Source organism: Spartinivicinus marinus, assembly GCF_026309355.1.
In the GTDB taxonomy this organism is placed as follows: Bacteria; Pseudomonadota; Gammaproteobacteria; order Pseudomonadales; family Zooshikellaceae; genus Spartinivicinus; species Spartinivicinus marinus.
On the sequence record NZ_JAPJZK010000001.1, the window covers coordinates 5,545,652 to 5,569,672 of the forward strand.

25 protein-coding genes are annotated in these 24,021 nt (G+C 44.2%); 19 read left to right on the forward strand and 6 right to left on the reverse strand.

Features of this window, described 5'->3' with window-relative positions; genetic code table 11:
- Positions 1-2: 2 nt before the first annotated feature.
- Together OQE68_RS24710 and OQE68_RS24715 are read left to right on the forward strand one after the other, a co-directional pair.
- A complete protein-coding gene (locus OQE68_RS24710) occupies positions 3-1,016 on the forward strand; it encodes a glycerophosphodiester phosphodiesterase family protein (RefSeq protein WP_180567009.1) in 1,014 nt (337 codons plus the stop codon).
- Positions 1,017-1,363: 347 nt separating this feature from the next.
- Positions 1,364-2,569: a hypothetical protein gene (locus tag OQE68_RS24715; RefSeq protein WP_180567010.1), complete on the forward strand. Its 1,206-nt coding sequence runs from the start codon at positions 1,364-1,366 to the stop codon at positions 2,567-2,569.
- On the opposite strand, the gene OQE68_RS24720 is transcribed toward OQE68_RS24715, so the two are convergent.
- Positions 2,526-3,548, reverse strand: a complete 1,023-nt coding sequence (locus OQE68_RS24720) for a TIGR00341 family protein (protein ID WP_180567011.1) — start codon at positions 3,546-3,548, stop codon at positions 2,526-2,528. The genes OQE68_RS24715 and OQE68_RS24720 overlap by 44 nt on opposite strands.
- Before the next feature lie 338 nt (positions 3,549-3,886).
- Between OQE68_RS24720 and OQE68_RS24725 the strand changes: the two genes are divergently transcribed.
- The 10 genes from OQE68_RS24725 (at position 3,887) to sthA (ending at position 14,462) form a co-directional block, all read left to right on the forward strand.
- Entirely contained in the window at positions 3,887-5,275 is a 1,389-nt protein-coding gene (locus tag OQE68_RS24725) for a glyceraldehyde-3-phosphate dehydrogenase (RefSeq protein WP_434801418.1), read from the forward strand.
- A gap of 394 nt (positions 5,276-5,669) precedes the next feature.
- Positions 5,670-7,013, forward strand: coding sequence for a Na(+)-translocating NADH-quinone reductase subunit A (locus OQE68_RS24730; RefSeq protein ID WP_180567013.1), 1,344 nt, complete (start codon positions 5,670-5,672; stop codon positions 7,011-7,013).
- Positions 7,014-7,015: 2 nt separating this feature from the next.
- Positions 7,016-8,227, forward strand: a complete 1,212-nt coding sequence (locus OQE68_RS24735) for an NADH:ubiquinone reductase (Na(+)-transporting) subunit B (protein ID WP_180567014.1) — start codon at positions 7,016-7,018, stop codon at positions 8,225-8,227.
- The gene (locus OQE68_RS24740) at positions 8,217-8,993 is read left to right on the forward strand and encodes a Na(+)-translocating NADH-quinone reductase subunit C (protein ID WP_180567015.1); all 777 of its coding nucleotides are present in this window, start codon (positions 8,217-8,219) and stop codon (positions 8,991-8,993) included. The genes OQE68_RS24735 and OQE68_RS24740 overlap by 11 nt, the downstream gene beginning before the upstream one ends.
- Before the next feature lie 2 nt (positions 8,994-8,995).
- Positions 8,996-9,661 carry an NADH:ubiquinone reductase (Na(+)-transporting) subunit D gene (locus OQE68_RS24745; protein WP_180567016.1) on the forward strand — a complete coding sequence of 222 codons (666 nt, stop codon included), beginning with the start codon at positions 8,996-8,998 and terminating at the stop codon, positions 9,659-9,661.
- Positions 9,661-10,272: an NADH:ubiquinone reductase (Na(+)-transporting) subunit E gene (gene nqrE / locus OQE68_RS24750; protein WP_180567017.1), complete on the forward strand. Its 612-nt coding sequence runs from the start codon at positions 9,661-9,663 to the stop codon at positions 10,270-10,272. The genes OQE68_RS24745 and nqrE overlap by 1 nt, the downstream gene beginning before the upstream one ends.
- A 23-nt stretch (positions 10,273-10,295) precedes the next feature.
- Positions 10,296-11,528 (forward strand): NADH:ubiquinone reductase (Na(+)-transporting) subunit F, encoded by a 1,233-nt coding sequence (gene nqrF, locus OQE68_RS24755; RefSeq protein WP_180567018.1) that lies wholly within the window; start codon positions 10,296-10,298, stop codon positions 11,526-11,528.
- A 72-nt stretch (positions 11,529-11,600) separates the two neighbouring features.
- Complete coding sequence (locus OQE68_RS24760; protein WP_180567019.1) at positions 11,601-12,656, forward strand: FAD:protein FMN transferase; 1,056 nt, start codon at positions 11,601-11,603, stop codon at positions 12,654-12,656.
- Positions 12,657-12,780: 124 nt separating this feature from the next.
- On the forward strand, positions 12,781-13,023 hold the full coding sequence (gene nqrM, locus OQE68_RS24765; protein ID WP_180567020.1) for a (Na+)-NQR maturation NqrM: 243 nt from the start codon (positions 12,781-12,783) through the stop codon (positions 13,021-13,023).
- 44 nt (positions 13,024-13,067) lie between these two features.
- Positions 13,068-14,462, forward strand: a complete 1,395-nt coding sequence (sthA, locus tag OQE68_RS24770; RefSeq protein WP_180567021.1) for a Si-specific NAD(P)(+) transhydrogenase — start codon at positions 13,068-13,070, stop codon at positions 14,460-14,462.
- Between the two features lie 31 nt (positions 14,463-14,493).
- Here the strand turns inward: sthA and OQE68_RS24775 are convergent, their stop codons facing one another.
- The 3 genes from OQE68_RS24775 to OQE68_RS24785 are packed head-to-tail and all read right to left on the reverse strand — an operon-like array spanning position 14,494 to position 16,109.
- On the reverse strand, positions 14,494-15,222 hold the full coding sequence (locus OQE68_RS24775; RefSeq protein WP_180567022.1) for a glycerophosphodiester phosphodiesterase: 729 nt from the start codon (positions 15,220-15,222) through the stop codon (positions 14,494-14,496).
- A 9-nt stretch (positions 15,223-15,231) separates the two neighbouring features.
- Entirely contained in the window at positions 15,232-15,519 is a 288-nt protein-coding gene (locus tag OQE68_RS24780; protein ID WP_180567023.1) for a hypothetical protein, read from the reverse strand.
- Positions 15,516-16,109, reverse strand: a complete 594-nt coding sequence (locus tag OQE68_RS24785) for a PilZ domain-containing protein (protein ID WP_180567024.1) — start codon at positions 16,107-16,109, stop codon at positions 15,516-15,518. Before OQE68_RS24785 ends, OQE68_RS24780 begins: the two co-directional genes overlap by 4 nt.
- Positions 16,110-16,231: 122 nt before the next feature.
- Between OQE68_RS24785 and OQE68_RS24790 the strand changes: the two genes are divergently transcribed.
- Together OQE68_RS24790 and lolD are read left to right on the forward strand one after the other, a co-directional pair.
- Positions 16,232-17,476 (forward strand): lipoprotein-releasing ABC transporter permease subunit, encoded by a 1,245-nt coding sequence (locus tag OQE68_RS24790; protein ID WP_180567025.1) that lies wholly within the window; start codon positions 16,232-16,234, stop codon positions 17,474-17,476.
- Positions 17,469-18,170 (forward strand): lipoprotein-releasing ABC transporter ATP-binding protein LolD, encoded by a 702-nt coding sequence (gene lolD, locus OQE68_RS24795; protein WP_180567026.1) that lies wholly within the window; start codon positions 17,469-17,471, stop codon positions 18,168-18,170. Before OQE68_RS24790 ends, lolD begins: the two co-directional genes overlap by 8 nt.
- A 96-nt stretch (positions 18,171-18,266) precedes the next feature.
- On the opposite strand, the gene OQE68_RS24800 is transcribed toward lolD, so the two are convergent.
- Positions 18,267-18,578 (reverse strand): hypothetical protein, encoded by a 312-nt coding sequence (locus tag OQE68_RS24800; RefSeq protein ID WP_180567027.1) that lies wholly within the window; start codon positions 18,576-18,578, stop codon positions 18,267-18,269.
- Positions 18,579-18,623: 45 nt separating this feature from the next.
- Complete coding sequence (locus OQE68_RS24805; protein WP_180567028.1) at positions 18,624-19,163, reverse strand: DUF2062 domain-containing protein; 540 nt, start codon at positions 19,161-19,163, stop codon at positions 18,624-18,626.
- A gap of 110 nt (positions 19,164-19,273) precedes the next feature.
- Here OQE68_RS24805 and OQE68_RS24810 point away from each other — a divergent pair, with 110 nt between their 5' ends.
- The 5 genes from OQE68_RS24810 (at position 19,274) to OQE68_RS24830 (ending at position 24,008) form a co-directional block, all read left to right on the forward strand.
- A complete protein-coding gene (locus tag OQE68_RS24810; RefSeq protein WP_180567029.1) occupies positions 19,274-21,601 on the forward strand; it encodes a DNA internalization-related competence protein ComEC/Rec2 in 2,328 nt (775 codons plus the stop codon).
- Between the two features lie 42 nt (positions 21,602-21,643).
- Positions 21,644-22,276, forward strand: coding sequence for a MotA/TolQ/ExbB proton channel family protein (locus tag OQE68_RS24815; protein ID WP_180567030.1), 633 nt, complete (start codon positions 21,644-21,646; stop codon positions 22,274-22,276).
- Positions 22,273-22,695: an ExbD/TolR family protein gene (locus tag OQE68_RS24820; protein WP_180567031.1), complete on the forward strand. Its 423-nt coding sequence runs from the start codon at positions 22,273-22,275 to the stop codon at positions 22,693-22,695. The genes OQE68_RS24815 and OQE68_RS24820 overlap by 4 nt, the downstream gene beginning before the upstream one ends.
- 99 nt (positions 22,696-22,794) lie before the next feature.
- The gene (gene lpxK / locus OQE68_RS24825; protein WP_180567032.1) at positions 22,795-23,814 is read left to right on the forward strand and encodes a tetraacyldisaccharide 4'-kinase; all 1,020 of its coding nucleotides are present in this window, start codon (positions 22,795-22,797) and stop codon (positions 23,812-23,814) included.
- Between the two features lie 8 nt (positions 23,815-23,822).
- On the forward strand, positions 23,823-24,008 hold the full coding sequence (locus OQE68_RS24830; protein WP_180567185.1) for a Trm112 family protein: 186 nt from the start codon (positions 23,823-23,825) through the stop codon (positions 24,006-24,008).
- Positions 24,009-24,021: the final 13 nt, after the last annotated feature.

The following is a 24,021-nucleotide window of genomic DNA, read 5'->3' on the forward strand; positions in this document are numbered from 1 at the left end:
TTATGACTAAGATAATTTTCATAATAACACTACTGATAGGCAGTATTTTGTATATTATGAATGCTTCATGGCTAGCTGATAAAGGTAATGGCGGTTTTTACCTGCTTGCGCATCGGGGAGTATACCAAAATTATGATAGAACCAATTTAGCAAAGGATGAGTGCACTGTTAACCGCATCAGTAAACCAACCCATCACTATATAGAAAATACAATATTGGCTATATCGAAAGCATTTGAGTATAAAGCGGATACTGTAGAAATAGATATACATCCTACAAAAGATGGTGAGTTTGTTGTATTTCACGACTGGACGCTTAACTGTCGAACAAATGGGAGTGGTGTTACCAGAGAACAGACTCTCAAATACTTAAAAACATTAGATGTTGGTTATAACTATACCTATGATGGTGGAAAAAACTATCCTTTTAGAGGAGTGGGAGTAGGGTTGATGCCAACACTAAAACAAGTAATTGAAGCATTTCCCAATAAAAAATTTCTTATCAATATAAAAAGTAATGACCCTCAAGAAGCAGAGTTATTAGCACAGTATCTTAAGCTTGATGATAAGAAAAGAGCGAATAATCTAAGTATTTATGGCGGAGAAAAGGCAGTTGATAAATTAGCACGTGATTATCCTTGGCTTAAAACTTTTACTAAGAAGCGTGTAAAGCGATGTTTGAAAGAATATATATTGGTTGGTTGGGCTGGCATTATTACAGAGCAATGTAAAAATACAACATTACTTGTACCGATTAATTATGCCAACTATTTATGGGGGTGGCCTAACAGATTTAAAGAGAGAATGGATAGCGTTGGAACAGATTATTATTTAGTTGGACCATACAATCCAGATACGCCAACTAATGGTATTCCCGGGTTTAATACTATTGAATATATAAAAGAATTACCAGAAGGTTATACTGGTGGGATATGGACAGATAAAATTGAGCTAATATCTCCCCAAATAAAACAAGTCGAGTTTGGTTTGATTGCCTTAAATAGTCAAACCAATTAGTACAAATTTTCTAAACCATCGAGCAGTGAATACGATTATTGGGACTAAATATGTGATGCGAACGGATGTAATGTATCGTGAGGGGTAATTATTTAGAAAGGTAAAGAATGAGCCCTGTAAAACAGGGCTACTTCCTCTGATTAATCACGGCTTCATCAATGAAGGCTGACATGATTGGCTAAGACAATAGCGGTTTTGCTATAACATGTATACTTTTCAGCGTTGGATTTGTGACGCGATACATTAAACTATACTATTTCAAACGGCTGACGAGAGAAAATTGACGTTTAATTGACATAAGCAATTTGTAATAATGATGGCTTATTTCCTAATAAGCTGGATAATTTATGAGAAAGGTTGTAGTTACTTGTTTCGCTCTCACTGCTCTTTCATCTACATTCGCTTACTCAGAAGAGGGTGGGTTTGACCATGTTGCTTATCGCTGTGTAACCGATAAAGCAACAGTAGTAGCCTACTTGGGCGAAGGTGGTTCATTTTCGTTAACGGCGAATGGAAAGCACATTGGTTTTGCTCGCTGGCAAAAAAATAATACTTATGTTTCTGCGGATAACTCCCTTGAAATAGAATCCTCAGGTCAAAAAGGGTTGTTGCGTTACTTAAATACACAACAAGAATATCCTTGTGATTACCTGGATTTTATTACCTATTCTGCTGTATCTGGCAGGCCAATTAAAGCGATTTCCTATGGTGGGCGGTTTCGAGCGGGGCCTGGTACTTCTTATAATCAGCCGTTCGCGCTTAACAAAATAGTACCCGTTTATTTGTTGCAAGATACAGGGGTATTTCAGCAAGCAGAAGGGGGTGGCTATCACTGGTTTAAAGTACTGACTGCAAAAGGGGTTGCTTATAAACCCGGTGATTTTATGTGCACATTGGATGTTGCTATACCCAATATTTCTTATCATTGTAAAACGCCTACGATTAACGATGCTAAGCAAAATGGTACGCATGCAGCTCTCAAATCAGGATTAAGCCCAAAAATATTGGATAGCCTGATTCAAACCAAAGCTATAGTTAAAGAGAAAACTCAAGCGAGCCAGTTTAGCAGTCGTTATACCTCAATTGACGAGCAACATTGTAAAACCTTGGAAAGTGATGATCACAGTAGTGTTCAATCCTGTCCTGGCTTCACCAATATAATGGTCAATGTGACTGATTTTGACTTGCGGCAGAGTATTACCCTGATAAGAAACAACCAAGAATTTCCTTTGCATTTCAGTGAAACTGTCAGCTCAAACTTTAGTGAGCTGGGCTCAAAAATTGAGTGGCGATTTCCGAACGATAAGCCTGATCAAGTGATGAGTATGATTGTGCGCTTGAATGTTGCCGAAAACCCTGAGCAGCCAGAAAAAAATACCTCCTATTTAGTGGTTAGTAAAATTTCGGCAAAGCAAGCCTGTGTGGTAGGAAAGATTCCCCCGCAGCGGGATGGTTCACAAAACCGTAAAGCCCGTTTACTGGCTGATAAAGCAGCATCATTGGCATGTGTTAATTCATCTTCCCAAACCATAAACCAATCAGTGCACAAATAGTGAATAGCATCATCATCCAAAAGACAACACTGGCCTTCAGATTTTTCCAAGCGGCTTCATGATGCCACCAGTGCCGGGGATGGAGCCCCTGCCACTTGAAGGCTAATAATGCAGAAAGGTTAACGGCAATAATATTGGCTAAAAATAATACCGCCGCCCCCATCGCTTCCAGCCAATGGGCACTGCCTATCATTAACCCAATGGTTACAAGTGGTGGCATTAATGCCACGGCGACCATTACTCCGATTAAAGTGCTGGCCGCACCGCTGGTAAAAGAAAGCGCGCCTGCCATGCCGGCAGCTAATGCGAGCAAAACATTGGCTAATGCCACATGAGTGCGGGCGCTGATTTCAGGAATAGCGGGGTCAATTTCCATGGTCAATCCAATAAAAATAGCCATCGCCAAACCAATGATCATACCGGTTAAATTAGTGAGCAAAGCTCTAAGGGCTAAGCCACCCTCATGTAAAATGACACCCAGGGCAATGGCCACATTGGGCTTTAATAGAGGGGCAATCACCATTGCGCCAATAATAATCGCTACGTCATTTCGCATTAATCCGATAGCGGCAACCAATGCAGATAAAACCACATTAGCAATAAACATCCAATTAAGCTGACAGCCTTTGGCAATATCGTGATAAATCTCTTCGCGACTAACCCGCTCTTTGCCTTCTGGCTTGAAGTAATGCCAAAAACTTTTGGGGCCTGGTGACTTTGGCTGATGGGTTTCTGCTAATGGGAGAGAGGCATCGGCTCGTAAAATGATCATGCGAAATCGCTCAAATCCCGCAAAATGTTTATGGATGGCATCACAAATAGCTTCTGTTTGTTCTGTGGTGACTAAAAAGCGAAAGCATTGCCGTTTAGTTTGGGGAGGGCCTTGCCAGTTATCAATAATAGGAAGGGTTTCAGTAATGTTTGTTATTTTATCTTCACACCCTTCAGGTAGGAGGAGTTCTATAATTCGTAGGCCCATGATGGTGATAAACTCGATAACAGGATTTATTGTGATTTTGATCAGAGTTTAGTTGAGGATAACTAGGGTGAGCATTTTTTAGATCAGTTGCGAAAGCCGGTCACTAACAGGATAATAGGGGCCCTTGCACGAAAGAAGCCCTAAGGCCTGATCAGCCCTAGGAAATAAAAGCTTCCTGATGATCAATAAACATTGCGGAATCTCTAAAAAGCGCATTTTTAGATGTGTCCGTCAGTTTGAGCTTAAGTAATTTAGGTATATAAAGGTATTAACCCGTGAAGCAACAGCAAAACGATCACTTTCGTCAGTGGAAAAACCGAGAAGCCATTGCGGAGTCAATGATTCCACTGATTGGAAAACTGTATCGGGAAAACCATGTTATTACTTCCGTTTACAGCCGCCCAGTCATTAACCGCTCTGTTATTGACATCATCAAAGCCCACCGTTTTGTCCGCCAGCTAGAGAAAGAAGAATTATCGGTAGAAGACAGTTACCCTATTTTAAAACTGTTAACAGAATTAGACTTGGGACCCGCTCGGATTGATATTGGTAAGCTGGCCATCAAATACAAAACCCAAGGTCAGGGGCAAGACTTGGAAGCCTTTGTCCGTAATGAAGTGGCGGATGTGGTGGGTAAGAAAGGCTCTGATGAAGAGCAAGGGCAAGATGTTGTGCTTTACGGCTTTGGTCGGATTGGTCGACTGATGGCGCGAATTCTTATTGAGCGTGCTGGTGGTGGTGAAGGCTTAAACTTACGCGCTATTGTTGTGCGTAAAGGTGGAGCTAAAAACGACTTGCTAAAGCGGGCCAGTCTGTTGCGTCGTGATTCTATTCATGGCTCTTTTGCAGGAACCATTACCATTGATGAGGAAAACACGGCTTTAATTATCAATGGTAATTATGTACAAGTGATTTACTCTAATTCGCCTGACGCGATCGATTATTCTGAATATGGCATTCAAAACGCCATTGTAGTGGATAACACTGGGATGTGGCGTGATGAAGCTGGTTTGGGTATGCACTTGAAGTGCCCTGGCGTTGGTCGCGTACTGTTGACTGCACCAGGCAAGGGTGAAATTAAAAACATTGTTTATGGGGTGAACCATCATTTGGTCAATGATGATGACAAGATCCTTTCAGCCGCTTCTTGTACGACTAATGCCATTACGCCGGTACTGAAAGCTATTAATGATAAGTTTGGGATCAAAAATGGTCATGTTGAAACTGTCCACTCTTATACTAACGACCAGAACCTGATTGATAATTACCATAAAGGCGATCGCCGTGGTCGCAGTGCTGCGCTTAATATGGTGATCACTGAAACAGGTGCTGCTAAAGCCGTGGCTAAGGCATTACCAGAACTGAAAGGCAAGCTGACAGGTAACGCTATTCGAGTGCCTACACCCAATGTGTCGTTGGCTATTTTGAACTTAAACCTAGCAGAAAATACCTCTGTTGACGGGCTTAATGACTATCTGCGACATATATCGCTTCACTCTGACTTAAGACGCCAAATTGATTTTGTAAACTCGCCTGAAGTGGTGTCTTCTGATTTTGTTGGCTCTCGTTATGCGGGTATTGTTGATGCAGAAGCCACCATTGTTGATGAAGATCGTTGTGTACTGTATGTGTGGTATGACAATGAGTTTGGTTATAGCTGCCAGGTTAACCGTGTCTTACAAATGCTGGCGGGAGTTAACCAACCCGTATTACCAAAAAGCGAATAATGTTTAAACGGATTGGCTAAAAAAACGCTCCTTTATGGAGCGTTTTTTTATGTTTGGATAAAAAATAGTCTTGAATGCTCTATCTTAAATAAAAAAAACCAACCAAACCATGATGATAGGTGGCATCTTTGAGAGCCGCTCATTATAATATGGCCGTTTTTTTCCTGGGTTAACACTCTAAAATAGCTTGATGGGCAAAAAATTAGCTTGTTGTGTCAATAAGATGTAAGACACCAATCCCCAGAAACGGGATGGAAACACTGGTCTTATATTTAGTTAATACAACATTCCTTATTTTCACTAGACTGAACTAATAACAAATAAACGTCAGTTTGGTGAAGGAGGGCTATTTAGAGCTGACCTTCATCGTTAACTAGTGATTAGGCATCGACGTATGATCAATATCAAACGGGGCCTGGATCTTCCCATAACTGGTTCACCAGAACAGGTGATTGCCGACGATGCCCGCCAAGTGAAGTCTGTGGCGGTGGTTGGCTTTGACTATCCTGGCATGAAACCGACCATGCAAGTGGCGGAGGGAGATCGTGTCAAAAAAGGCCAAATTCTATTCGAAGATAAAAAATCCCCCGGTATTTTTTATACTGCACCTGCAGCAGGCGTAGTTGCTGCGATTAATCGTGGTGAAAAGCGGGTATTTCAGTCGCTTGTCATCGACATTGAAGGGGATGAAGAAGAAGCTTTTGCACAATATGAGGCAGGGCAACTCGCTACGCTAAGTCGCGAGCAAGTCACTGATAACCTGATTAAATCAGGACAGTGGACGGCTTTTCGCTCTCGGCCTTTTAGTAAAGTACCGGCAGTAGATGCGATACCCCATTCTATTTTTGTTACTGCTATTGATACTCATCCATTAGCTGCTGACCCTGCTGTCATTATTACAGAGCAAGCTGAAGCCTTTGGCCAAGGGCTGGAAGTTATTGGTCGACTGACAGAAGGCAAGGTATTTGTGTGTCAGGCACCTGATAAGCAGATCCCAACAGGGCAAGCCAAAGTGGTAACTGAGTCTTTTGCTGGCCCACATCCTGCTGGTTTACCAGGCACGCATATTCATCATTTAGACCCTGTACATGCCCATAAATCGGTTTGGCATATTGGTTATCAAGATGTGATTGCTATTGGCAAGCTGTTTACTACAGGTAAATTGTATACAGATAGGGTCGTGGCGCTAGGTGGCCCTCAAGCAGAAAAACCGCGTTTAGTTCGAGCCCAAGTGGGTGCAAGCTTAGAAGCACTTTGTGCGGGTGAGCAGAAAAAGGGAGAAAACCGGCTGATCTCAGGCTCTGTGTTTGGTGGGCGCAGTGGTAAAGGGCCGTTTGCGTATCTAGGCCGTTATCATGTGCAAGTTTCTATTTTGTTAGAAGGCAGCGAGCGGGAATTTATAGGTTGGCTTTCCCCAGGTAAAGACAAGCACTCTGTACTAGGCATATACCTGTCGAAGTTGTCACCGAGTCGGCTGTTTAATTTTACCACTACTACCAACGGTAGTGCGCGGGCCATGGTACCTGTGGGCAATTACGAAAAAGTTATGCCGCTGGATATTCTGCCTACCCAACTGTTACGGGCACTGATTGTGGGTGATACCGTGGTAGCTCAACAACTGGGTTGTTTAGAGCTGGATGAAGAGGACCTTGCCCTGTGCAGTTATGTGTGTGCAGGTAAGTACGAATATGGTCCCATCCTGCGTGATAACCTGACGCGTATTGAAGTGGAGGGCTAATCATGAAGGCACTAAGACAGCTTTTAGACAAAATTGAACCCAACTTCCATAAAGGGGGTAAGTACGAAAAGTGGTATGCCTTATATGAGGCTGCTGACACCATTTTTTATACCCCAGGTAAAGTGACTGCTACGACTTCTCATGTGCGGGATGGGCTGGACCTGAAACGGATGATGATTACCGTCTGGCTCTGTACTTTCCCAGCCATGTTCTTTGGTATGTACAACGTGGGGCTACAAGCCAACACAGCCATGGCTGACTTAGGCATTGCTGCAGTTGAAGGCTGGCGTGCTGGTTTTATTGAAATGTTTGCTGGCTACTCTGCCGATAGTATTTGGGACTGTTTCATTCATGGGGCAGCCTACTTTATTCCCATTTACTTTGTAGTATTTGTGGTAGGTGGCTTCTGGGAAGTCCTGTTTGCAATGGTTAGAGGTCATGAAGTCAATGAAGGCTTCTTTGTTACCTCTGTACTGTTTGCCTTGATCGTGCCACCCGATGTGCCCTTATGGCAAGCAGCCTTAGGGATTAGCTTTGGTGTGGTCATTGGTAAAGAGGTATTTGGTGGTACTGGGAAAAACTTCTTAAACCCAGCGCTGACCGGTCGGGCCTTCTTGTTCTTTGCTTATCCTGCTGAAATGTCAGGTGATACGGTATGGACAGCGGTTGATGGTTTTAGTGGTGCGACTGCCTTGAGCGTGGCAGCTACTGATGGTGTAAACGCTTTACAACAACAGTTGAACTGGTCAAATGCTTTCTTTGGCTTTATGCAAGGCTCTATTGGTGAGACTTCAACCTTTGCCATTGCTCTGGGTGGAATTGTATTACTGGTAATGGGCATTGCTTCTTGGCGGATCGTCGCTGGGGTGATGATTGGCATGATTGCCACCTCCTTACTCTTTAACCTGGTGGGCTCTGATACCAACCCCATGTTCTCTATGCCTTGGTATTGGCACTTAGTATTAGGTGGGTTTGCCTTTGGTATGTTCTTTATGGCGACTGACCCAGTCTCTGCATCGATGACTGATAAAGGTAAATGGTACTTTGGTGGCCTGGTTGGCGTAATGGTAGTGCTGATTCGTGTCATAAACCCTGCTTTCCCAGAGGGTATGATGTTAGCCATTTTATTTGCCAACTTATTTGCACCCTTGATTGACCATTTTGTGGTTCAAGCCAATATCAAGCGTCGGGAGGCAAGAGCCAATGTCAGCTAATAACGATACTATTCAAAGAACGGTCATTGTTACCGTATTGCTCTGCTTGGTTTGCTCAATTGTTGTATCCAGTGCAGCGGTTTTCTTGAAACCAGCTCAAACTGAAAACAAGAAGCTGTCAATGCAGCGCAGTATTCTTGAGATTGCTGGGCTAATGGAGGAAGGAGCCACTGTTAAAGAACAGTTCAAGCAAATCAAAACCAAAATTGTTGATCTGCGTACAGGTAAATTCACTGATGCGGTTGATGCCCAAGCTTACGAGCAGCGCTCAGCAGCTAAGAACCCTAAATTATCTGCGGTACTCAGTGGTGAAGACGATATAGCCAGTATTAAGCGTCGTGCTCACTATGCCACAGTTTATTTGGTTGAAAATCAAGGAAAAGTGGAGAAGTTAATTCTGCCAGTACATGGTTATGGGCTATGGTCAACTATGTACGGCTTTCTTGCCTTGGAAGGTGATACCAAAACTGTGGTGGGCTTAGGGTTTTATGATCATGGTGAAACCCCAGGCTTAGGTGGTGAGGTAGATAACCCTAAGTGGAAAGCACAGTGGCCAGGTAAGCAAGTCTTTAATGACCAGTTTGGTGTGGATATATCCGTGGTAAAAGGGGGAGCTAACCCAGGCAACCCAAGCTTTAAGCATCAAGTGGATGGTTTAGCCGGTGCAACACTGACAAGCCGGGGCCTGCAAAACTTATTGCACTTCTGGCTTGGTGAAAATGGTTTTGGTCCTTTCCTGACCAATGTTAGAAAAGGGGAGGCATAACAATGACTGTCAAAGCAAAAGAAATTTTGCTAACGCCGATTTTCAATAATAACCCAATTGCCCTGCAAATATTGGGTATTTGTTCGGCGTTAGCCGTTACCACTAGTCTGCAAGTGACGTTGGTAATGTGTATAGCCCTTACCTCGGTAACGGCTTTTTCGAATCTGTTTATCTCCTTAATTCGTACCCAGATTCCAAACAATATTCGGATTATTGTGCAGATGACTATTATTGCCTCGCTGGTAATAGTGGTTGATCAGTTACTGAAAGCTTATGCCTACAGTATCAGTAAGCAGCTGTCCGTATTCGTTGGTTTGATTATTACCAACTGTATTGTAATGGGACGTGCAGAAGCTTTTGCCATGAAAAACCCGCCATTACCCAGTTTTTTGGATGGGGTTGGTAATGGTTTAGGCTACAGCGTTATCCTGATTATTGTGGGTACGATTCGTGAGTTATTTGGTGCCGGTAAACTATTAGGCATTGAAATCCTGCCTGTGGTGAATGAGGGTGGCTGGTATCAACCTAATGGCTTATTGCTATTACCACCGAGTGCTTTCTTCTTGATCGGCTTATTTATCTGGGCCTTACGGACCTGGAAAAAAGACCAAGTGGAAGAACCTGATTTTAAAATGGCGCCTCAAAGTCAGTTTAAGGAGGCGATGTAATGTTAGAGCATTATTTAAGCCTGTTTGTTAAAGCTGTTTTTATTGAAAATATGGCATTGGCCTTTTTCTTGGGGATGTGTACCTTCCTGGCGATTTCCAAGAAAATTCAAACGGCAATTGGTCTTGGTATTGCCGTCATTGTGGTCCTAGCGATTACTGTCCCAGTTAATAACTTGATTTATCAGCATGTGCTGAAAGATGGAGCACTAGCTTGGGCAGGGCTACCTGATGTGGATTTAAGCTTCTTAGGCTTACTGAGTTACATTGGCGTAATTGCCGCCATCGTGCAAATCCTAGAAATGTTCTTAGACCGCTATGTGCCTGCGTTGTATAACGCGCTAGGCGTATTCTTGCCATTGATCACAGTAAACTGCGCCATCATGGGTGCTTCATTGTTTATGGTACAGCGTGACTACACCTTTGGTGAAAGTGCTGTATATGGTGTGGGTGCTGGTTTAGGTTGGGCACTAGCAATTGCGGCATTAGCCGGTATTCGTGAAAAGCTTAAATATAGCGATGTACCAGCTGGCTTGCGTGGTCTGGGGGTGACTTTCATAACTGTCGGTTTGATGTCACTTGGGTTTATGTCTTTCTCAGGCGTGCAGCTTTAAGACACAACAAGAAGGTTTGAACGATGAGTGAAACGGGTGTAATTCTTACCGGAGTAACCATGTTCACTGTGATCGTATTGTTATTGGTCGCGGTAATTTTGGTTGCTCGTTCTAAACTGGTTAGCTCAGGTGATGTCACTATTAGTATTAATGATGACCCTGACAAGTCCGTTAAAGTGCCTGCGGGCAGTAAACTGCTGCAAACCCTGTCAGCACAAAATATCTTCCTTTCTTCTGCCTGTGGTGGCGGTGGTACCTGTGCTCAGTGTAAATGTAAAGTGCTTGATGGTGGTGGCTCAATGCTGCCTACCGAAGAGCCACATTTTACTCGCCGTGATGCTAAAGAGGGCTGGCGCTTAGCTTGTCAGGTTGCTGTTAAGCACGATATGAAAATTGAAGTGCCGGAAGAGTTTTTTGGGGTTAAAAAATGGGAGTGTGAGGTTGTTTCCAATGACAACGTAGCCACTTTCATTAAAGAGCTGACGCTGAAACTGCCTGAAGGGGAAAACGTAGATTTCCGTGCAGGTGGTTATGTGCAGTTAGAAGCGCCACCCCATCATGTTTATTACAAAGACTTTGAAATTCCAGATGAGTATCGGGGTGATTGGGATCGGTTTGATCAGTTTAAGTATGAGTCAAAGGTTGATGAAACAGTGATTCGTGCTTACTCCATGGCGAACTACCCGGAAGAGAAGGGGATCCTGAAATTCAATATTCGGATTGCTTCTCCACCTCCTGGCACTAAGCATCCACCAGGGCAAATGTCTTCTTATGTATTTAACCTGAAGCCGGGTGACAAAATTTCTGTGTATGGCCCATTTGGTGAGTTCTTTGCCAAAGAGACTGATGCAGAAATGGTCTTTGTGGGTGGTGGTGCGGGCATGGCACCGATGCGCTCACATATCTTTGACCAGTTGAAGCGTCTAAGCTCTAAACGGAAAATTTCTTTCTGGTATGGTGCGCGTTCGCTTCGTGAAGCTTTTTATACAGAAGAATATGATCAGCTGCAGGAAGAGAACGAAAATTTCAAATGGCACTTGGCGTTATCTGACCCATTACCTGAAGATAACTGGGAAGGCTATCAAGGCTTTATCCATCAGGTGTTATATGAGAACTACCTGAAGGATCATCCTGCACCTGAAGACTGTGAGTTCTACATGTGTGGACCACCCATGATGAATGCTGCAGTCATCAAGATGCTAGAAGATCTTGGTGTTGAGCGGGATAATATTCTGCTAGATGATTTTGGTGGCTAACCGTCACTGAAAGCACTCAAAAAGGGTTCAGAGGGTAGGCTTCTGAACCCTTTTGTTTTTTAGGCTTTGATTATGAGGTGGATAGTGAAGATAGCAGGAAAGTTTTCACTAGTCGTTTGTTGTTTGTTGTTTGTATTAGTCGGTTGTGACTCAGCCAAAGTAGAAAAGGTAACGGGTCCTACTATGGGGACCCGGTATCATGTGAAGTATATCGTAAAATCTGACACAGTATCCCAGCAACAGGTTAAACAAGTTGTACAACAGGTGTTAGATGATATTAATGCCCGAATGTCTACTTACATTAATGATTCGGAATTAATGCAGTTCAATGTAGCAGCCATCAATCAGCCTTATACTCTGTCTGCCGATATTATTGAGCTAGTAGCATTGAGCCAGCAACTCTCCAGACTATCATCAGGGGCTTATGATGTCACAGTGGGGCCATTGGTTAACTTGTGGGGGTTTGGTCCTGATCACCGGCCAGACCAGGTACCGGAAGAGGCTCAGATTAAAGCCGCTTTTGCTAAAGTGGGCTATGGCAGTGTTGAGGTCAATAAGCAACAAAACCAGTTGACTAAGCGTAAGCCGGTGTTTGTGGATCTGTCTTCAATAGCTAAAGGTTATGCGGTTGATCAGGTAGCTAAAGCGCTGGAAGGCTTGGCAATTAACAGCTATATGGTGGAAGTAGGTGGTGAGCTGAAAGCCAAAGGACTTAAACCAACAGGTGAACATTGGCGAATTGGTATTGAACAGCCAGAACTCATGGTGCAACAAGAACCTAATTTAGTGGTTCAGGTCGATGGTAAAGGGGTGGCTACTTCAGGAGATTATCGCAACTATTTTGAAATTGAGGGTAAACGTTACTCTCATACCATTGATCCACGCACTGGTTATCCTATTACTCACCGGCTGGCTTCAGTGACAGTGATTGATGAAAATGTTGCAAGAGCGGATGGTTTATCCACTATGTTTATGGTGCTGGGTCCAGAGCAAGGGCTGGCGATTGCTAATCAAGAAAATATTGCAGCCTATTTTATTGTCAAAACAGGACAAGGCTTTAAATCGGTGGCAAGTGAAGCGTTCAAAACGTATCTTGCCACTAATACAGCCAAAGTGAATGGTTTTTAGACGAGGCCATCGAGTGATGAAGCCCCAGGAGCGTGTAAATAATCAGTGACTGGGGTGAAGCGTGAAGATAACAAAGCTTAAAACGTATTCAAGAAGGGTGCAGTAATTAATTGAGGTATTAAAGATGACTATTTTCCTGGCGTTTTGTTTGATGTTGCTCATTGTGGTTGCTATGGCAATCGGGGTCATTTTGGCAAAGAAACCAATCAAAGGCTCATGCGGTGGAATCAGTGCGCTGGGCATGGATACCGCCTGTGATATTTGCGGTGGTGATCAGGCTAAGTGTGATAAAGAAAAACAACAACAGCTCACCCCAGCAGATCAAGGTGATGCGCTTTTCTATGACGCTGGTACAACCAATAAGTAAATATAAATCAGTAATAATTAATTGATGTTGGAGTATTTTTTATCATGGGTGTAACAAACTATGATGTGGTAGTGCTAGGCTCTGGCCCTGCTGGTGAAGGGGCAGCCATGAATGCTGTCAAGCTTGGCAAGCGAGTGGCGGTGGTAGAGCAGTCTGCATTGGTGGGGGGTAACTGCACCCATTTAGGCACAATACCTTCAAAAGCGTTGCGACACTCGGTTAAAGAAATTATTTCATTTAACACAGACCCCATGTTTCGGGCTATTGGAGAGCCCCGTTGGTTTAGTTTTCCTAATGTGCTGAAAAAAGCTGAAAACGTTATCAGTAAGCAAGTAAAGTCTCGCACCCAATATTATGCTCGCAACCGGATAAATATTTTATTTGGACATGGGCGTCTTATTGATCAAAACACCGTTGAAGTAGTCCAGCATAATGGCTCGATTGAACAGCTGGTAACCAAAGATATTGTCATTGCTACTGGCTCTCGTCCTTACCGTCCTGCCAATGTGGATTTTAGTCATGAGCGAATCTACGATAGTGACACTATTTTGCAACTGAAGCATACCCCGCGTCGTATTATTATTTATGGCGCTGGTGTCATTGGCTGTGAATATGCTTCTATTTTCAGTGGGTTAGGGGTGAAGGTTGATTTAATTAACACCCGTGAACACTTGTTGTCTTTCTTAGATGATGAAATTTCTGATGCACTAAGTTACCACTTGCGCCATCAGGGCGTGTTAATTCGTCATCGTGAAGAATATGACAAAATAGAAGGTACTGAAGATGGCGTGGTGCTGTATCTGAAGTCAGGTAAAAAAGTAAAGTCAGATGCTTTGTTATGGGCAAATGGTCGTACCGGGAACACTCAAGGGATGGGGCTAGAACATGTGGGAATTGAGCCAAACAGCCGTGGTCAACTGGAAGTTAACCAGCATTACCAAACTTCCGTTGAAAATATTTATGCGGCAGGTGATGTGATTGGTTGGCCTAGCCTAGCCAGCGCCGCATTTGACCAAGGGCGCTCAGCAGCTGGTAATATTGCGGCGAATAATGACTGGCGCTTTGTTAATGATGTACCTACTGGTATTTACACTATTCCAGAAATCAGCTCAGTAGGAAAAAACGAACAGGAATTAACCGCAGAAAAAGTTCCTTATGAGGTTGGCCAGGCCCATTTCAGAGCTATGGCCAGAGCGCAGATCAGTAATGAGCCAGTGGGGATGTTGAAAATCCTGTTTCACCGGGAAACGTTAGAAGTGCTGGGCATTCACTGTTTTGGTGATCAAGCATCTGAAATTGTCCATATCGGGCAAGCCATCATGAGTCAAAAAGGTGAGGCCAATACACTGAATTACTTTGTCAATACTACCTTTAACTATCCCACCATGGCGGAAGCCTATCGGGTTGCAGCACTGAATGGATTAAATCGGTTGTTTTAAGTCTGACACCTGGCCTGGAAGTAGGAGTGATTTAAGCTGCATCTTTAAATAGCGTCATTAACTCACTAGGGCGGTCGGTAATTAAACTGCTGACACCACTAATTGCCGCTAGCTTTCTTGCTACATCCAGATCATTGACAGTCCAGACGGATACGGTTAAGCCAGCTTCTGTGGCCGCTTTGACCCGAGCAGGGGAGCAAAGAGCCTGATCTAAGCACAAGTATTGGCAGCCGAGCTTTTTCGCTGTATGAACGGGCGAAGGGAAGGGGTATTCTGCAACTAACCCTCTGGGTTGCGGGCTTTTTAGACGAGCCAATGTAGTCAGGCAGTGGCGATTAATTGAAGTCAGGATTAAGGTAGCACTGCCCTTATACTGCTGGCAGAACTCATGGGTAGCCTCAGCTACAGCGTAAGCTTCGGCGCGGTTATCCGCTTTCATTTCCAACTGAACACTGTTGACTTCAGGGCATGCAGCCAATAAATCACTGAGTAGTGGTACAGAGCAGGGCTGATCCCAAAGGGGGTGGGCAAACTGAGCATTGAGTTGGCTGAATTCTTTGGCTGTTAAGCGTGCTACTTTGCCACTACCATTGGTGGTGCGGTCAACCGTAGCGTCATGGATTACCACCAGTTGGCCATCTTTGCTTAGCCGAAGGTCTAGCTCAAAGTCAAATATACCTAGGCTAATTGCATGTCGAAAACCTGCAATAGTGTTTTCTGGAGCCTCATCTCGGGCCCCGCGATGGCCAATTAACTTCATAAATGCTAGCTACTCTTGTGATGAACGATTCGCGACACTGTATAGCACCGTATCATTTTCAAAATAGACGGTAAAATCGGCGTAGCGCCAGGTTGAAATGACCGGTTGACCGACGGAGGTTTTCTCGCTGGGTTGACCGTATTTCGCAACTACTGCTTGTTGTTTCATGCCATGGCCTGGCTGGGCTGATTGTTGACTGGCCTGAGCATGTTGGCCAACGGTTAGCTCTTGAGCATTAGTTAAACACGCTAGGCAGATAAGCCCACTGGTAAGGGTAGCCTGAATGAGTGTTTTCATGATGACGACTCCTGCTTCGACTGTTCCAATTGCTGTCGCCTTTGCTTGGCCTGATACTGAATAATGTGCTTGGCCAACAACTGGCGATCGGGCTCAAGTATATGTTCAAACGTGATTCGGTTGTGATAACCAGTTTTAATTTTGTCACATTTTACTATCTTCCCGGTAATCAACAAGCCGGCATGGCTTGGCTGCAATACCAGCTTAATGGCTAGGTATTGATCGACGGGAAGCGGATCAGCTTGGTTAAGGCTCAAGCCGCCTTCACTCAGGCTGACTTTCTGTTTAGGAAGGTTAAGCAATTCGCTACTACAAGATGCTATGGCATTGCCCATCAGTTGAAGGCGTCGATCAATATTCTTTAAGTATTGGGCAATCGCGCGGTTCTTATCATTAATAACTCTCAATAAGTGATGAGCTTCACTTTCTAATGTTTGCAGGTTGCTGGATAAGTGGAAGATTTCAGCTTCATTATTAAAAGGAAAGTACTTGGAGTCTGGCTGGTGGCAGGCATCCATCACCTGGTAACTGATTGCTACAGTGTCATCGATTCGATAAAAATCGCGCCGATCAGCCAGTTCTTCTGGCATAATAACCGCCCTGTTAATTATTTAGTAACTCCATTAACATTTTAGCCCGAATATTTCATAAGGTTATGCTCAATCCTTGAGAATTCACTGGGAAACATCTGGTCTGTAAGGCAAAAAACTTCATGTTCAAACCATTACCGTTTTTTATTGGCTTGCGTTATACCGCAGCCAAACGACGTAATCGCTTTATTTCCTTCACCTCGCTGATCTCCTTTCTTGGTTTGGCGTTAGGGGTTTGGGTATTGATTGTTGTGTTGTCAGTGATGAATGGATTTGACCGAGAACTGAAACAGCGCATTTTAGGTATGGTTCCCCATGCCACTATTACCACGGCTCAAGGCACCATTGAGAACTGGCCTGAGCTGATCAAGCAGGTTGAAGAGTCACCAGAAGTGATTGGGGCAGCTCCCTTCATCAGCACTCAAGCCATGCTTACTCAAAGTGGTCATGTAAAAGGTGCCTATATTCAAGGGATTAACCCTGACTATGAAAGTAAAGTCTCAATTATTGATGAGCACTTGGATGCAGGTAAACTGACTGACCTGGTACCAGGCAAGTTCGGTATTATTTTAGGCGATATATTGTCTCGTCAATTAGGGGTGAACGTCGGTGATAAAGTCACGCTGGTTTTACCTGAGGCATCGATTAACCCTGCTGGAGTTTTCCCTAGACTGAAGCGTTTTAATGTCGTGGGTATTTTTCGAGTGGGTGCTGAGCTGGATGCCAGCTTAGCCTATATCCACTATAAAGATGCCGCTAAGCTGATGCGAATTAACCAAGGCGTGCTAGGTATTCGCTTACAACTCAAAGACTTGTTTAAGTCTCGAGAAGTTGCTTGGCAAGTAGCCAGCAACTTGCCTGGACGCTATTACGTGAGAGACTGGACTCGTACCCATGGTAGCTTATTCCAAGCCATTCAAATGGAAAAAACCATTGTTGGTTTACTGCTAACCCTGATCATTGCAGTGGCTTCTTTTAATATTGTCGCTACGCTAGTCATGGTGGTAAATGATAAGCAATCTGATATTGCGATTTTACGTACTCTTGGGGCAACTACTCGTACGGTAATGGCCATTTTTATGGTGCAAGGGGCTGTTATCGGCGTGCTGGGTACATTACTTGGAGTGATTGCTGGAGTTGTTACTGCATTGAACTTGCCTGCTTGGATCAAAGCTATAGAACATTTGCTTAACATACAGTTTTTGGATTCTAACGTTTATTTTATCAGCTACTTACCTTCCCAGTTGCAATGGCAGGATGTTGGCCTAATAGCCGTTGCTACGCTGTTACTAAGCTTTTTAGCGACTGTTTATCCTGCTTTCCGTGCTGCTAACACTCAACCTGCAGAGGCCTTACGTTATGAGTAGTCATCCAGTCTTAGTATGCCAGGATTTAGCCAAATACTACCAAGAAGGTCCTGCGACAGTTGAGGTCATTAAAAAAATCAACTTTCAGCTGGAAGTCGGGGAGCGAGTCAGTATTGTGGGTAGCTCTGGCTCGGGCAAAACTACATTACTTAACTTATTGGGCGGGTTGGATACCCCTTCGCATGGCACTGTACTGTTAGATAACCAGGATATAACCCTGCTGAATGAGAACCAACGGGGGCTGGTTCGAAATCGTAGTTTAGGTTTTGTGTATCAGTTTCACCATTTACTGCCTGAGTTCTCGGCGGTTGAAAATGTCTCCATGCCACTGTTAATGCGTAAAGAAGTGTCAGTCAAGGAGGCGAAGGCTCGCTCGATTAAACTGTTAGAACAAGTAGGTTTGGGTCACCGGCTACAGCATAAACCAGGTGAGTTATCCGGTGGTGAGCGGCAGCGGGTCGCTATTGCTCGTGCTTTGGTTACTCAACCAAAGTGTGTCTTACTGGACGAACCAACAGGTAATTTGGATCAGCATACAGCACATAGTATCCATCGATTGATGCATGAGCTTAGCCAGACGGTGAATACCGCATTTGTGGTAGTTACCCATGATCTGGGGTTAGCTCAACAAATGGATCGAGTATTGAAGCTGGAGGATGGACAACTGGTCTCGGTTAACAAGTTCCAGCAATAACATCAGTCGTATTTTTAAAATAAAAAGGCCGTTTGAGATCAGACTCACGGCCTTTTGCTTTTTTAGTGAGTGCTTTTTATGCAAAACAACAGGTGCTTAGTCATCATCATCTGTCGTTTGATTTAAATAAGTACTTGGGTCAATTGCAATGCCTAAGGAGCGTTTATCAATACGCTTGATTTTACCAGCCAATTGGTATCGGAAAACGACCTTATCACCGACCTTAACATCAAGCACTTCGTCTGGGCTTAAATAATTATACTCTTCTCCATCGACGGTTAAGGTATGGATGTAGTAATCCGGCATGCCTAACCATTCGTTATGAGGCCCATCGGTCACAATATTTTCCAGTGTGCCACGGCCTTGCTGTTTGGGGTTTTTACGTCTCGAGTTAAAACGTTTATTCATAGGGCATTTACTTCAAGGGTTAAGAAAAGTGTAGTGCTTGAGTCGTCAGTGTCTGTCATGAGGCTGACTTTTCCGCTTTTTTTTTCGGTGTTGCCAAGCTTTAGCAACATGCCATCGCCAATATACACGGATTAGAAAATAACTGACTAACCCCAAGACAACGCCACTAATGATAGAGCCGAAATACAAAGGTTGCCAGATGTTAGCTAGCTGGCTGCTAACCCATTCGGTGGTCAGTTCCATTTCAATATGTAGTACTGGCGTATTGAGTAAGAAACAGCCTACTTTATAGGTAAAGTAAAAAATGGCGGGCATGGTGACTGGGTTGGTAATCCATACTAGTGCGACAGATATTGGTAAATTACAGCGAAAAATAAAAGCCAGAAAAGCGGAGACTACCATTTGGAAGGGAATAGGAATGAACGCACAGAATACTCCCACAAAAAAAGCGGATGACACTGAACGACGGTTTAAATGCCAAAGATTAGGGTCGTGTATTCGATGGCCTAAAAATCGCTGGAGAGATTTATTCTGTTTAATCGTATCTGGATGGGGCAGATAGCGCTTAAATAGTTTTTTGGGCATTGATGGGCTCTGCTAGATAACTACCAATTAAGCAGCCTGTTAAAAAATGTTAACTTAGTGGCCTTCTTAAACAGGCGTATTATGCATTTATTTTAAATGGTTCTCTATAGATGCGTAGCAGTCTAATAGCTTTTTCTTTTGGCTGCGTACTCGTGGCTTATTTACCTCAGCTTACTTTTTGGTATTTGGTAGTTGGTTTAACCATTTTAGCTGCTGTAGTCGTTTTGCGTTGGCGATTGGCTTATGGCTGGCTAGTTGGCTTATTTGGTTTAACTTTGGGTTGTTGCTGGGGGGTATCTTATGGCTTGATAGGATTGGCAGAGTTGCTACCAAAGCCACTTGAACGGCAGCCTTTGCTAATCAGTGGCTATATTGTTGGGTTGCCTCAGCACCGGGACCATGGCTATCGTTTTGACTTTAAAGTGACTCATATTGAAGTTCCAAAACAGCCTCCTGGGACTAATGACATTTTTATGCCTGATAAAGTTAGGCTTTATTGGTATCAACAGCAGCCAAGCCTGGCACCTGGCCAATACTGGCAGCTGTTGGTTAAGCTCAAGCGCCCCCATGGTTTTGCATCCCCTGGTGCTTTTGATTATGAAGGTTACTTATTACAGCTAGGGATTGATGCAACGGGGTATGTCAGAGAAAGTCAGCAAAATCAGTTGTTAGGGTGCTGCCAATGGCTAACGCTATTTGATCAATGGCGCTGGAAGCTAAAGCAACATTACACGCAACAACTATCAGGTGAATCACTCGGCTTGCTGTTAGCGCTGTTGTTGGGAGATCAAACCGCTATTACACCAAACCAGTGGGATGCGTTGAATAAAACTGGTACGACTCATTTGGTTGTTGTGTCGGGGCTGCATATAGGTTTGTGTGCCGTATTGGGAGCGCTACTAGCTTCAGTATTGGTAAAATTGCAGCTGTTACCATTAATTGTTACAGCTAGGGAATGGGCCATTGGCGCAGGCTGGATATTGGCGACAGGATATGCGCTGTTAAGTGGCTTTCAACTCCCTGTTCAGCGTGCTTGGGTAATGCTCACCATTGGTGCTGTAGCCTTCGCAGGGCGCTGGCAGTTTCAACCGCTAAGCTACTGGTGGGTGGCATTGGCTTTTGTATTGTTGTGGCAGCCACTAGCCGTTGTCAGTGCTGGGTTTTGGTACTCATTTGTTGCCGTTGCAGCACTGTTAGTGGCTTTTAGTCATCGTCGGGCTGTCACTGGTGTTACTTCTCTATGGATTAAGCCCCAGTGGATTGTTTGGATTGCCTTGCTTCCACTGTTTATTCACTGGCAGCAAGTGAGCGTTTGGTATTCCCCACTGATTAACTTGCTGGTAATACCGCTATTGGGTTTTGTTATAATGCCAGCTTTGTTGGTTGCGGTATTGCTAGCAAGCTTTTCAGCGTTTGGTTGGACTTGCTTAAAAATGCTCAATCAAGGGCTGGCAGCTGGTGTTGAGTTGCTTGCCCAATTATCAGCGGGTGAACAGACAACATTTGCCTTGACACCTTTGGGAGTATTACTGTTTGCCTTAGCTTGGCTATTACCAGCAGGATTGCCTGGACGGAGCGGGCTAATCATGGTGGGAGTATTAGTTGGTTATTTTAAACCTGAGCCTCCATCACTTGAGGCTGGCCAGTTTCGTTTGACGTTGTTTGATGTTGGGCAGGGGTTGGGCGCATTGATTGAGACTAAAAATCACCGCTTGATTTATGATACAGGGCCACAGTGGAATCCACGTTTTAGTGCGGTGGGTGCGGTAATCATTCCATTTTTAAAACAGCAGCAAATTAACCATTTAGATAAGCTGATTATTAGTCATGCTGATCAAGATCATAGTGGTGGGCTAAAGGAACTAAGTACAGCCGTCTTTATCGATGGGTTAGAGTCTGGTACAGCTACAGAAATCAGACTGGCTCAACCGGTACAACCCTGTCAGGCAGGACAAAGCTGGCAATGGGATGGTGTGGTATTTCGCTATTTGGCGGGTACGCAGGGTAAGGATCGAAATGAGCGCTCTTGTGTTCTGCAAGTGATGACAGGTAATCATCAGCTCCTGCTAACGGGGGATATATCAGCAAAACAGGAGCGTCAATTGGTTACACAGTGGAGGCAACAGCTTAAGTCGTCTGTCTTGGTTGCGGCTCACCATGGCAGTTATTATGCTACAAGTGTATCTTTTATTAAGCAGGTAAAGCCATCAGTTGTATTGTTTTCCGCAGGCTATCAAAACCGTTATGGCCACCCGAATAAAAAATTAGTCAAGCGACTGCAACAGTCGGGAATCCTTACCTACAATACAGCAGATGAAGGGTCAATTCAGTGGCTGTTTGATAAAGCAGCAGAACCAGCCTTAACAATGCGCTACCGCCTTGATTATCCTAGATATTGGTCACAAAAAGTTAGCACTAGGCTATTCGGTCGCTTATAACTTTATGTTAGAGTTGGCCCAACATTCATAAGGGGAGATGTCGTGAAAGAACTCATTGTAGCCGGTGGCTGGCTAATGCTGCCAATTCTTATTTGTTCTATTCTTGCCTTGGCTATTATTATCGAGCGTGCCTGGACATTAAGGCCCTCAAAAATTGCACCTAAACATACGCTAGCCTTGGTTTGGAAATGGATTAAAAATAAACAGCTTGATAGTAAACGACTTAAAGAGCTAAAAGGCAGCTCCCCATTAGGGCAAATTTTGGCTGCAGGCTTAAGCAACTCCAAACATGGTCGCGAAATCATGAAAGAGGGGATTGAAGAAGCGGCTTCTGGCGTTGTTCATGATTTGGAGCGCTTTTTAAATAGTTTGGGCACCATTGCTGCGATCACCCCACTATTAGGTCTATTGGGTACAGTCATTGGGATGATAAAAGTGTTTGCCGAAATTCAGATTTCCGGTACAGGTAATGCGGATGCATTAGCGGGTGGTATTTCCGAGGCGCTGATTACAACAGCTGCAGGTCTGACAATTGCCATCCCTGCATTGATTATGCACCGGTTTTATGTGCGCCGAGTGGATGAGCTGGTGATTGCCATGGAACAAGAGGCCACGAAACTGGTAGAAGTGCTCCATGGTGAGCGTGAAGTGGATTACAGTGAGGTAGGCAAGTGAAGTTTCGCAGGCAACTAACGGAAGAGGTTTCCGTTAACCTCACCCCATTGATTGATGTGGTGTTTTTGCTGCTGATCTTCTTTATGGTAACCACCACATTTACTAAAGAAACCCATTTAAGTGTTGATTTACCAGAAGCTACAGGTGAGCCGGTTGATAATAAGCCTGATCAAATTGAAATTCTGATCAGTAAAACCGGTGAATATGCAGTGAATGCCAAGTCGCTGGTCAATACGTCAATTAAAACGCTCAAAACCGCATTACAAAAAGAGTCAAAAGGCAATAATAAACTGCCGTTGGTGATCACCTCTGACGCCAATGCACCTTATCAGGCGGTAGTGACAGCAATGGATGCAGCAGGTCAATTGGGGTTTGTCCACTTAAGTATTACTACCCAAGAAAAGTCAAAAGAAGAGTAGAATAATCAGACCTTGATACTCTTTACTACTTAATTTAATTAGGCCAGCCTGTTGCTGGCCTAATTTTGTTTACTGCTTCGTATTTAAATTGGTGAGTCCATGAACTGGCTGGTAAATGCCTGGTATCAACCAGATCGTCAGCTGCGTTGGCTAATGCCTTTAAGGCTGTTGTATCAGCAGGTTATTAGGCATAAACGACAGCGCTTTCTTAGTGGGGCAGAGCCTGCTTGGCAAGCACCAGTACCTGTGATTGTAGTGGGTAATATTACAGTAGGAGGTACAGGGAAAACACCTTTAGTCACAGCAATGATTGAGCAACTGAAAGGCTGGGGATGTACCCCTGGGATTATTAGCCGTGGCTATGGGGGAAAGTCATCTTATTACCCGTTAGCTGTTACCCCTGATAGTGATCCAAGTGTGGCGGGTGATGAGCCGGTAATGCTGGCTCAGCTTACAGGTGTGCCTGTAATGGTAGCCCCTCAGCGAGTGGCAGCAGCAAAAGGGCTGCTGAATCAATTTCCTGAGACTGATATCATTGTTGCTGATGATGGCTTGCAGCATTACCCACTAGGTCGTGATATCGAGTTGGTGGTCATTGATGGTGCTCGTGGTTTAGGAAATGGCTATTGTTTGCCCCAAGGACCGTTAAGAGAGCCACCAGGGCGGCTGAAAACAGTTGACTTTGTCGTAGTGAATGGAGATGCACCGTTAGTGGCTATTACAGAGCCTCAGCAGTTAATGGCACTGGTTCCCGAGTGTTTAGTACAAGTCAGTAGTGGAGAAAAACGGCCATTGACTAGGGGCAGTCTTGATGACTTTAAGCAAGTGCATGGCGTCGCAGGTATTGGCAACCCCGCGCGCTTCTTTGCTACTTGCGAATCTTTGGGGATGCAGGTGATTCCTCATCCAAAGGATGATCATGCACAGCTAACAGCAAAAGACGTTCAGTTTGATGATCAGCTACCCGTGTTGATGACATCAAAGGATGCAGTGAAGTGTCGATCATTTGCCACTGCCAAGCACTGGAGTTTGCTGGTGGCTGCTAAGCTGCCTGAAAGCTTTTGGCGGCAGTTAAAAGAGAAGGTTAAACAAGCACAATCAAAAAAGGTTAACCAATAAAGAATATGTTGGATAAAAAACTGCTAGAAATTCTCGCCTGCCCTTTGTGTAAAGGGGAGTTAAAGTATGACCAAGAACATCAAGAGTTGATTTGTCGTCATGATGCTTTGGCTTATCCAATCCGTGATGGGATTCCAGTTATGCTTGAACAAGAAGCGCGCACTTTAACAACGGATGAAAGATTAAATAAGTAATTCAATCACTTAT

Excerpts from the sequence above, each read along its gene's own strand:
- OQE68_RS24780 (WP_180567023.1), bottom strand. The coding sequence starts at position 15,519 with ATGAAAACACTCATTCAGGCTACCCTTACCAGTGGGCTTATCTGCCTA.
- nqrE (WP_180567017.1), top strand. The coding sequence starts at position 9,661 with ATGTTAGAGCATTATTTAAGCCTGTTTGTTAAAGCTGTTTTTATTGAA.
- nqrM (WP_180567020.1), top strand. The coding sequence starts at position 12,781 with ATGACTATTTTCCTGGCGTTTTGTTTGATGTTGCTCATTGTGGTTGCT.
- lpxK (WP_180567032.1), top strand. The coding sequence starts at position 22,795 with ATGAACTGGCTGGTAAATGCCTGGTATCAACCAGATCGTCAGCTGCGT.
- OQE68_RS24800 (WP_180567027.1), bottom strand. The coding sequence starts at position 18,578 with ATGAATAAACGTTTTAACTCGAGACGTAAAAACCCCAAACAGCAAGGC.
- nqrF (WP_180567018.1), top strand. The coding sequence starts at position 10,296 with ATGAGTGAAACGGGTGTAATTCTTACCGGAGTAACCATGTTCACTGTG.
- OQE68_RS24725 (WP_434801418.1), top strand. The coding sequence starts at position 3,887 with ATGATTCCACTGATTGGAAAACTGTATCGGGAAAACCATGTTATTACT.
- OQE68_RS24810 (WP_180567029.1), top strand. The coding sequence starts at position 19,274 with ATGCGTAGCAGTCTAATAGCTTTTTCTTTTGGCTGCGTACTCGTGGCT.
- sthA (WP_180567021.1), top strand. The coding sequence starts at position 13,068 with ATGGGTGTAACAAACTATGATGTGGTAGTGCTAGGCTCTGGCCCTGCT.
- OQE68_RS24785 (WP_180567024.1), bottom strand. The coding sequence starts at position 16,109 with ATGCCAGAAGAACTGGCTGATCGGCGCGATTTTTATCGAATCGATGAC.
- OQE68_RS24720 (WP_180567011.1), bottom strand. The coding sequence starts at position 3,548 with ATGGGCCTACGAATTATAGAACTCCTCCTACCTGAAGGGTGTGAAGAT.
- OQE68_RS24740 (WP_180567015.1), top strand. The coding sequence starts at position 8,217 with ATGTCAGCTAATAACGATACTATTCAAAGAACGGTCATTGTTACCGTA.
- OQE68_RS24775 (WP_180567022.1), bottom strand. The coding sequence starts at position 15,222 with ATGAAGTTAATTGGCCATCGCGGGGCCCGAGATGAGGCTCCAGAAAAC.
- OQE68_RS24710 (WP_180567009.1), top strand. The coding sequence starts at position 3 with ATGACTAAGATAATTTTCATAATAACACTACTGATAGGCAGTATTTTG.
- OQE68_RS24715 (WP_180567010.1), top strand. The coding sequence starts at position 1,364 with ATGAGAAAGGTTGTAGTTACTTGTTTCGCTCTCACTGCTCTTTCATCT.
- OQE68_RS24760 (WP_180567019.1), top strand. The coding sequence starts at position 11,601 with ATGAGGTGGATAGTGAAGATAGCAGGAAAGTTTTCACTAGTCGTTTGT.
- lolD (WP_180567026.1), top strand. The coding sequence starts at position 17,469 with ATGAGTAGTCATCCAGTCTTAGTATGCCAGGATTTAGCCAAATACTAC.
- OQE68_RS24745 (WP_180567016.1), top strand. The coding sequence starts at position 8,996 with ATGACTGTCAAAGCAAAAGAAATTTTGCTAACGCCGATTTTCAATAAT.
- OQE68_RS24790 (WP_180567025.1), top strand. The coding sequence starts at position 16,232 with ATGTTCAAACCATTACCGTTTTTTATTGGCTTGCGTTATACCGCAGCC.
- OQE68_RS24730 (WP_180567013.1), top strand. The coding sequence starts at position 5,670 with ATGATCAATATCAAACGGGGCCTGGATCTTCCCATAACTGGTTCACCA.
- OQE68_RS24735 (WP_180567014.1), top strand. The coding sequence starts at position 7,016 with ATGAAGGCACTAAGACAGCTTTTAGACAAAATTGAACCCAACTTCCAT.
- OQE68_RS24805 (WP_180567028.1), bottom strand. The coding sequence starts at position 19,163 with ATGCCCAAAAAACTATTTAAGCGCTATCTGCCCCATCCAGATACGATT.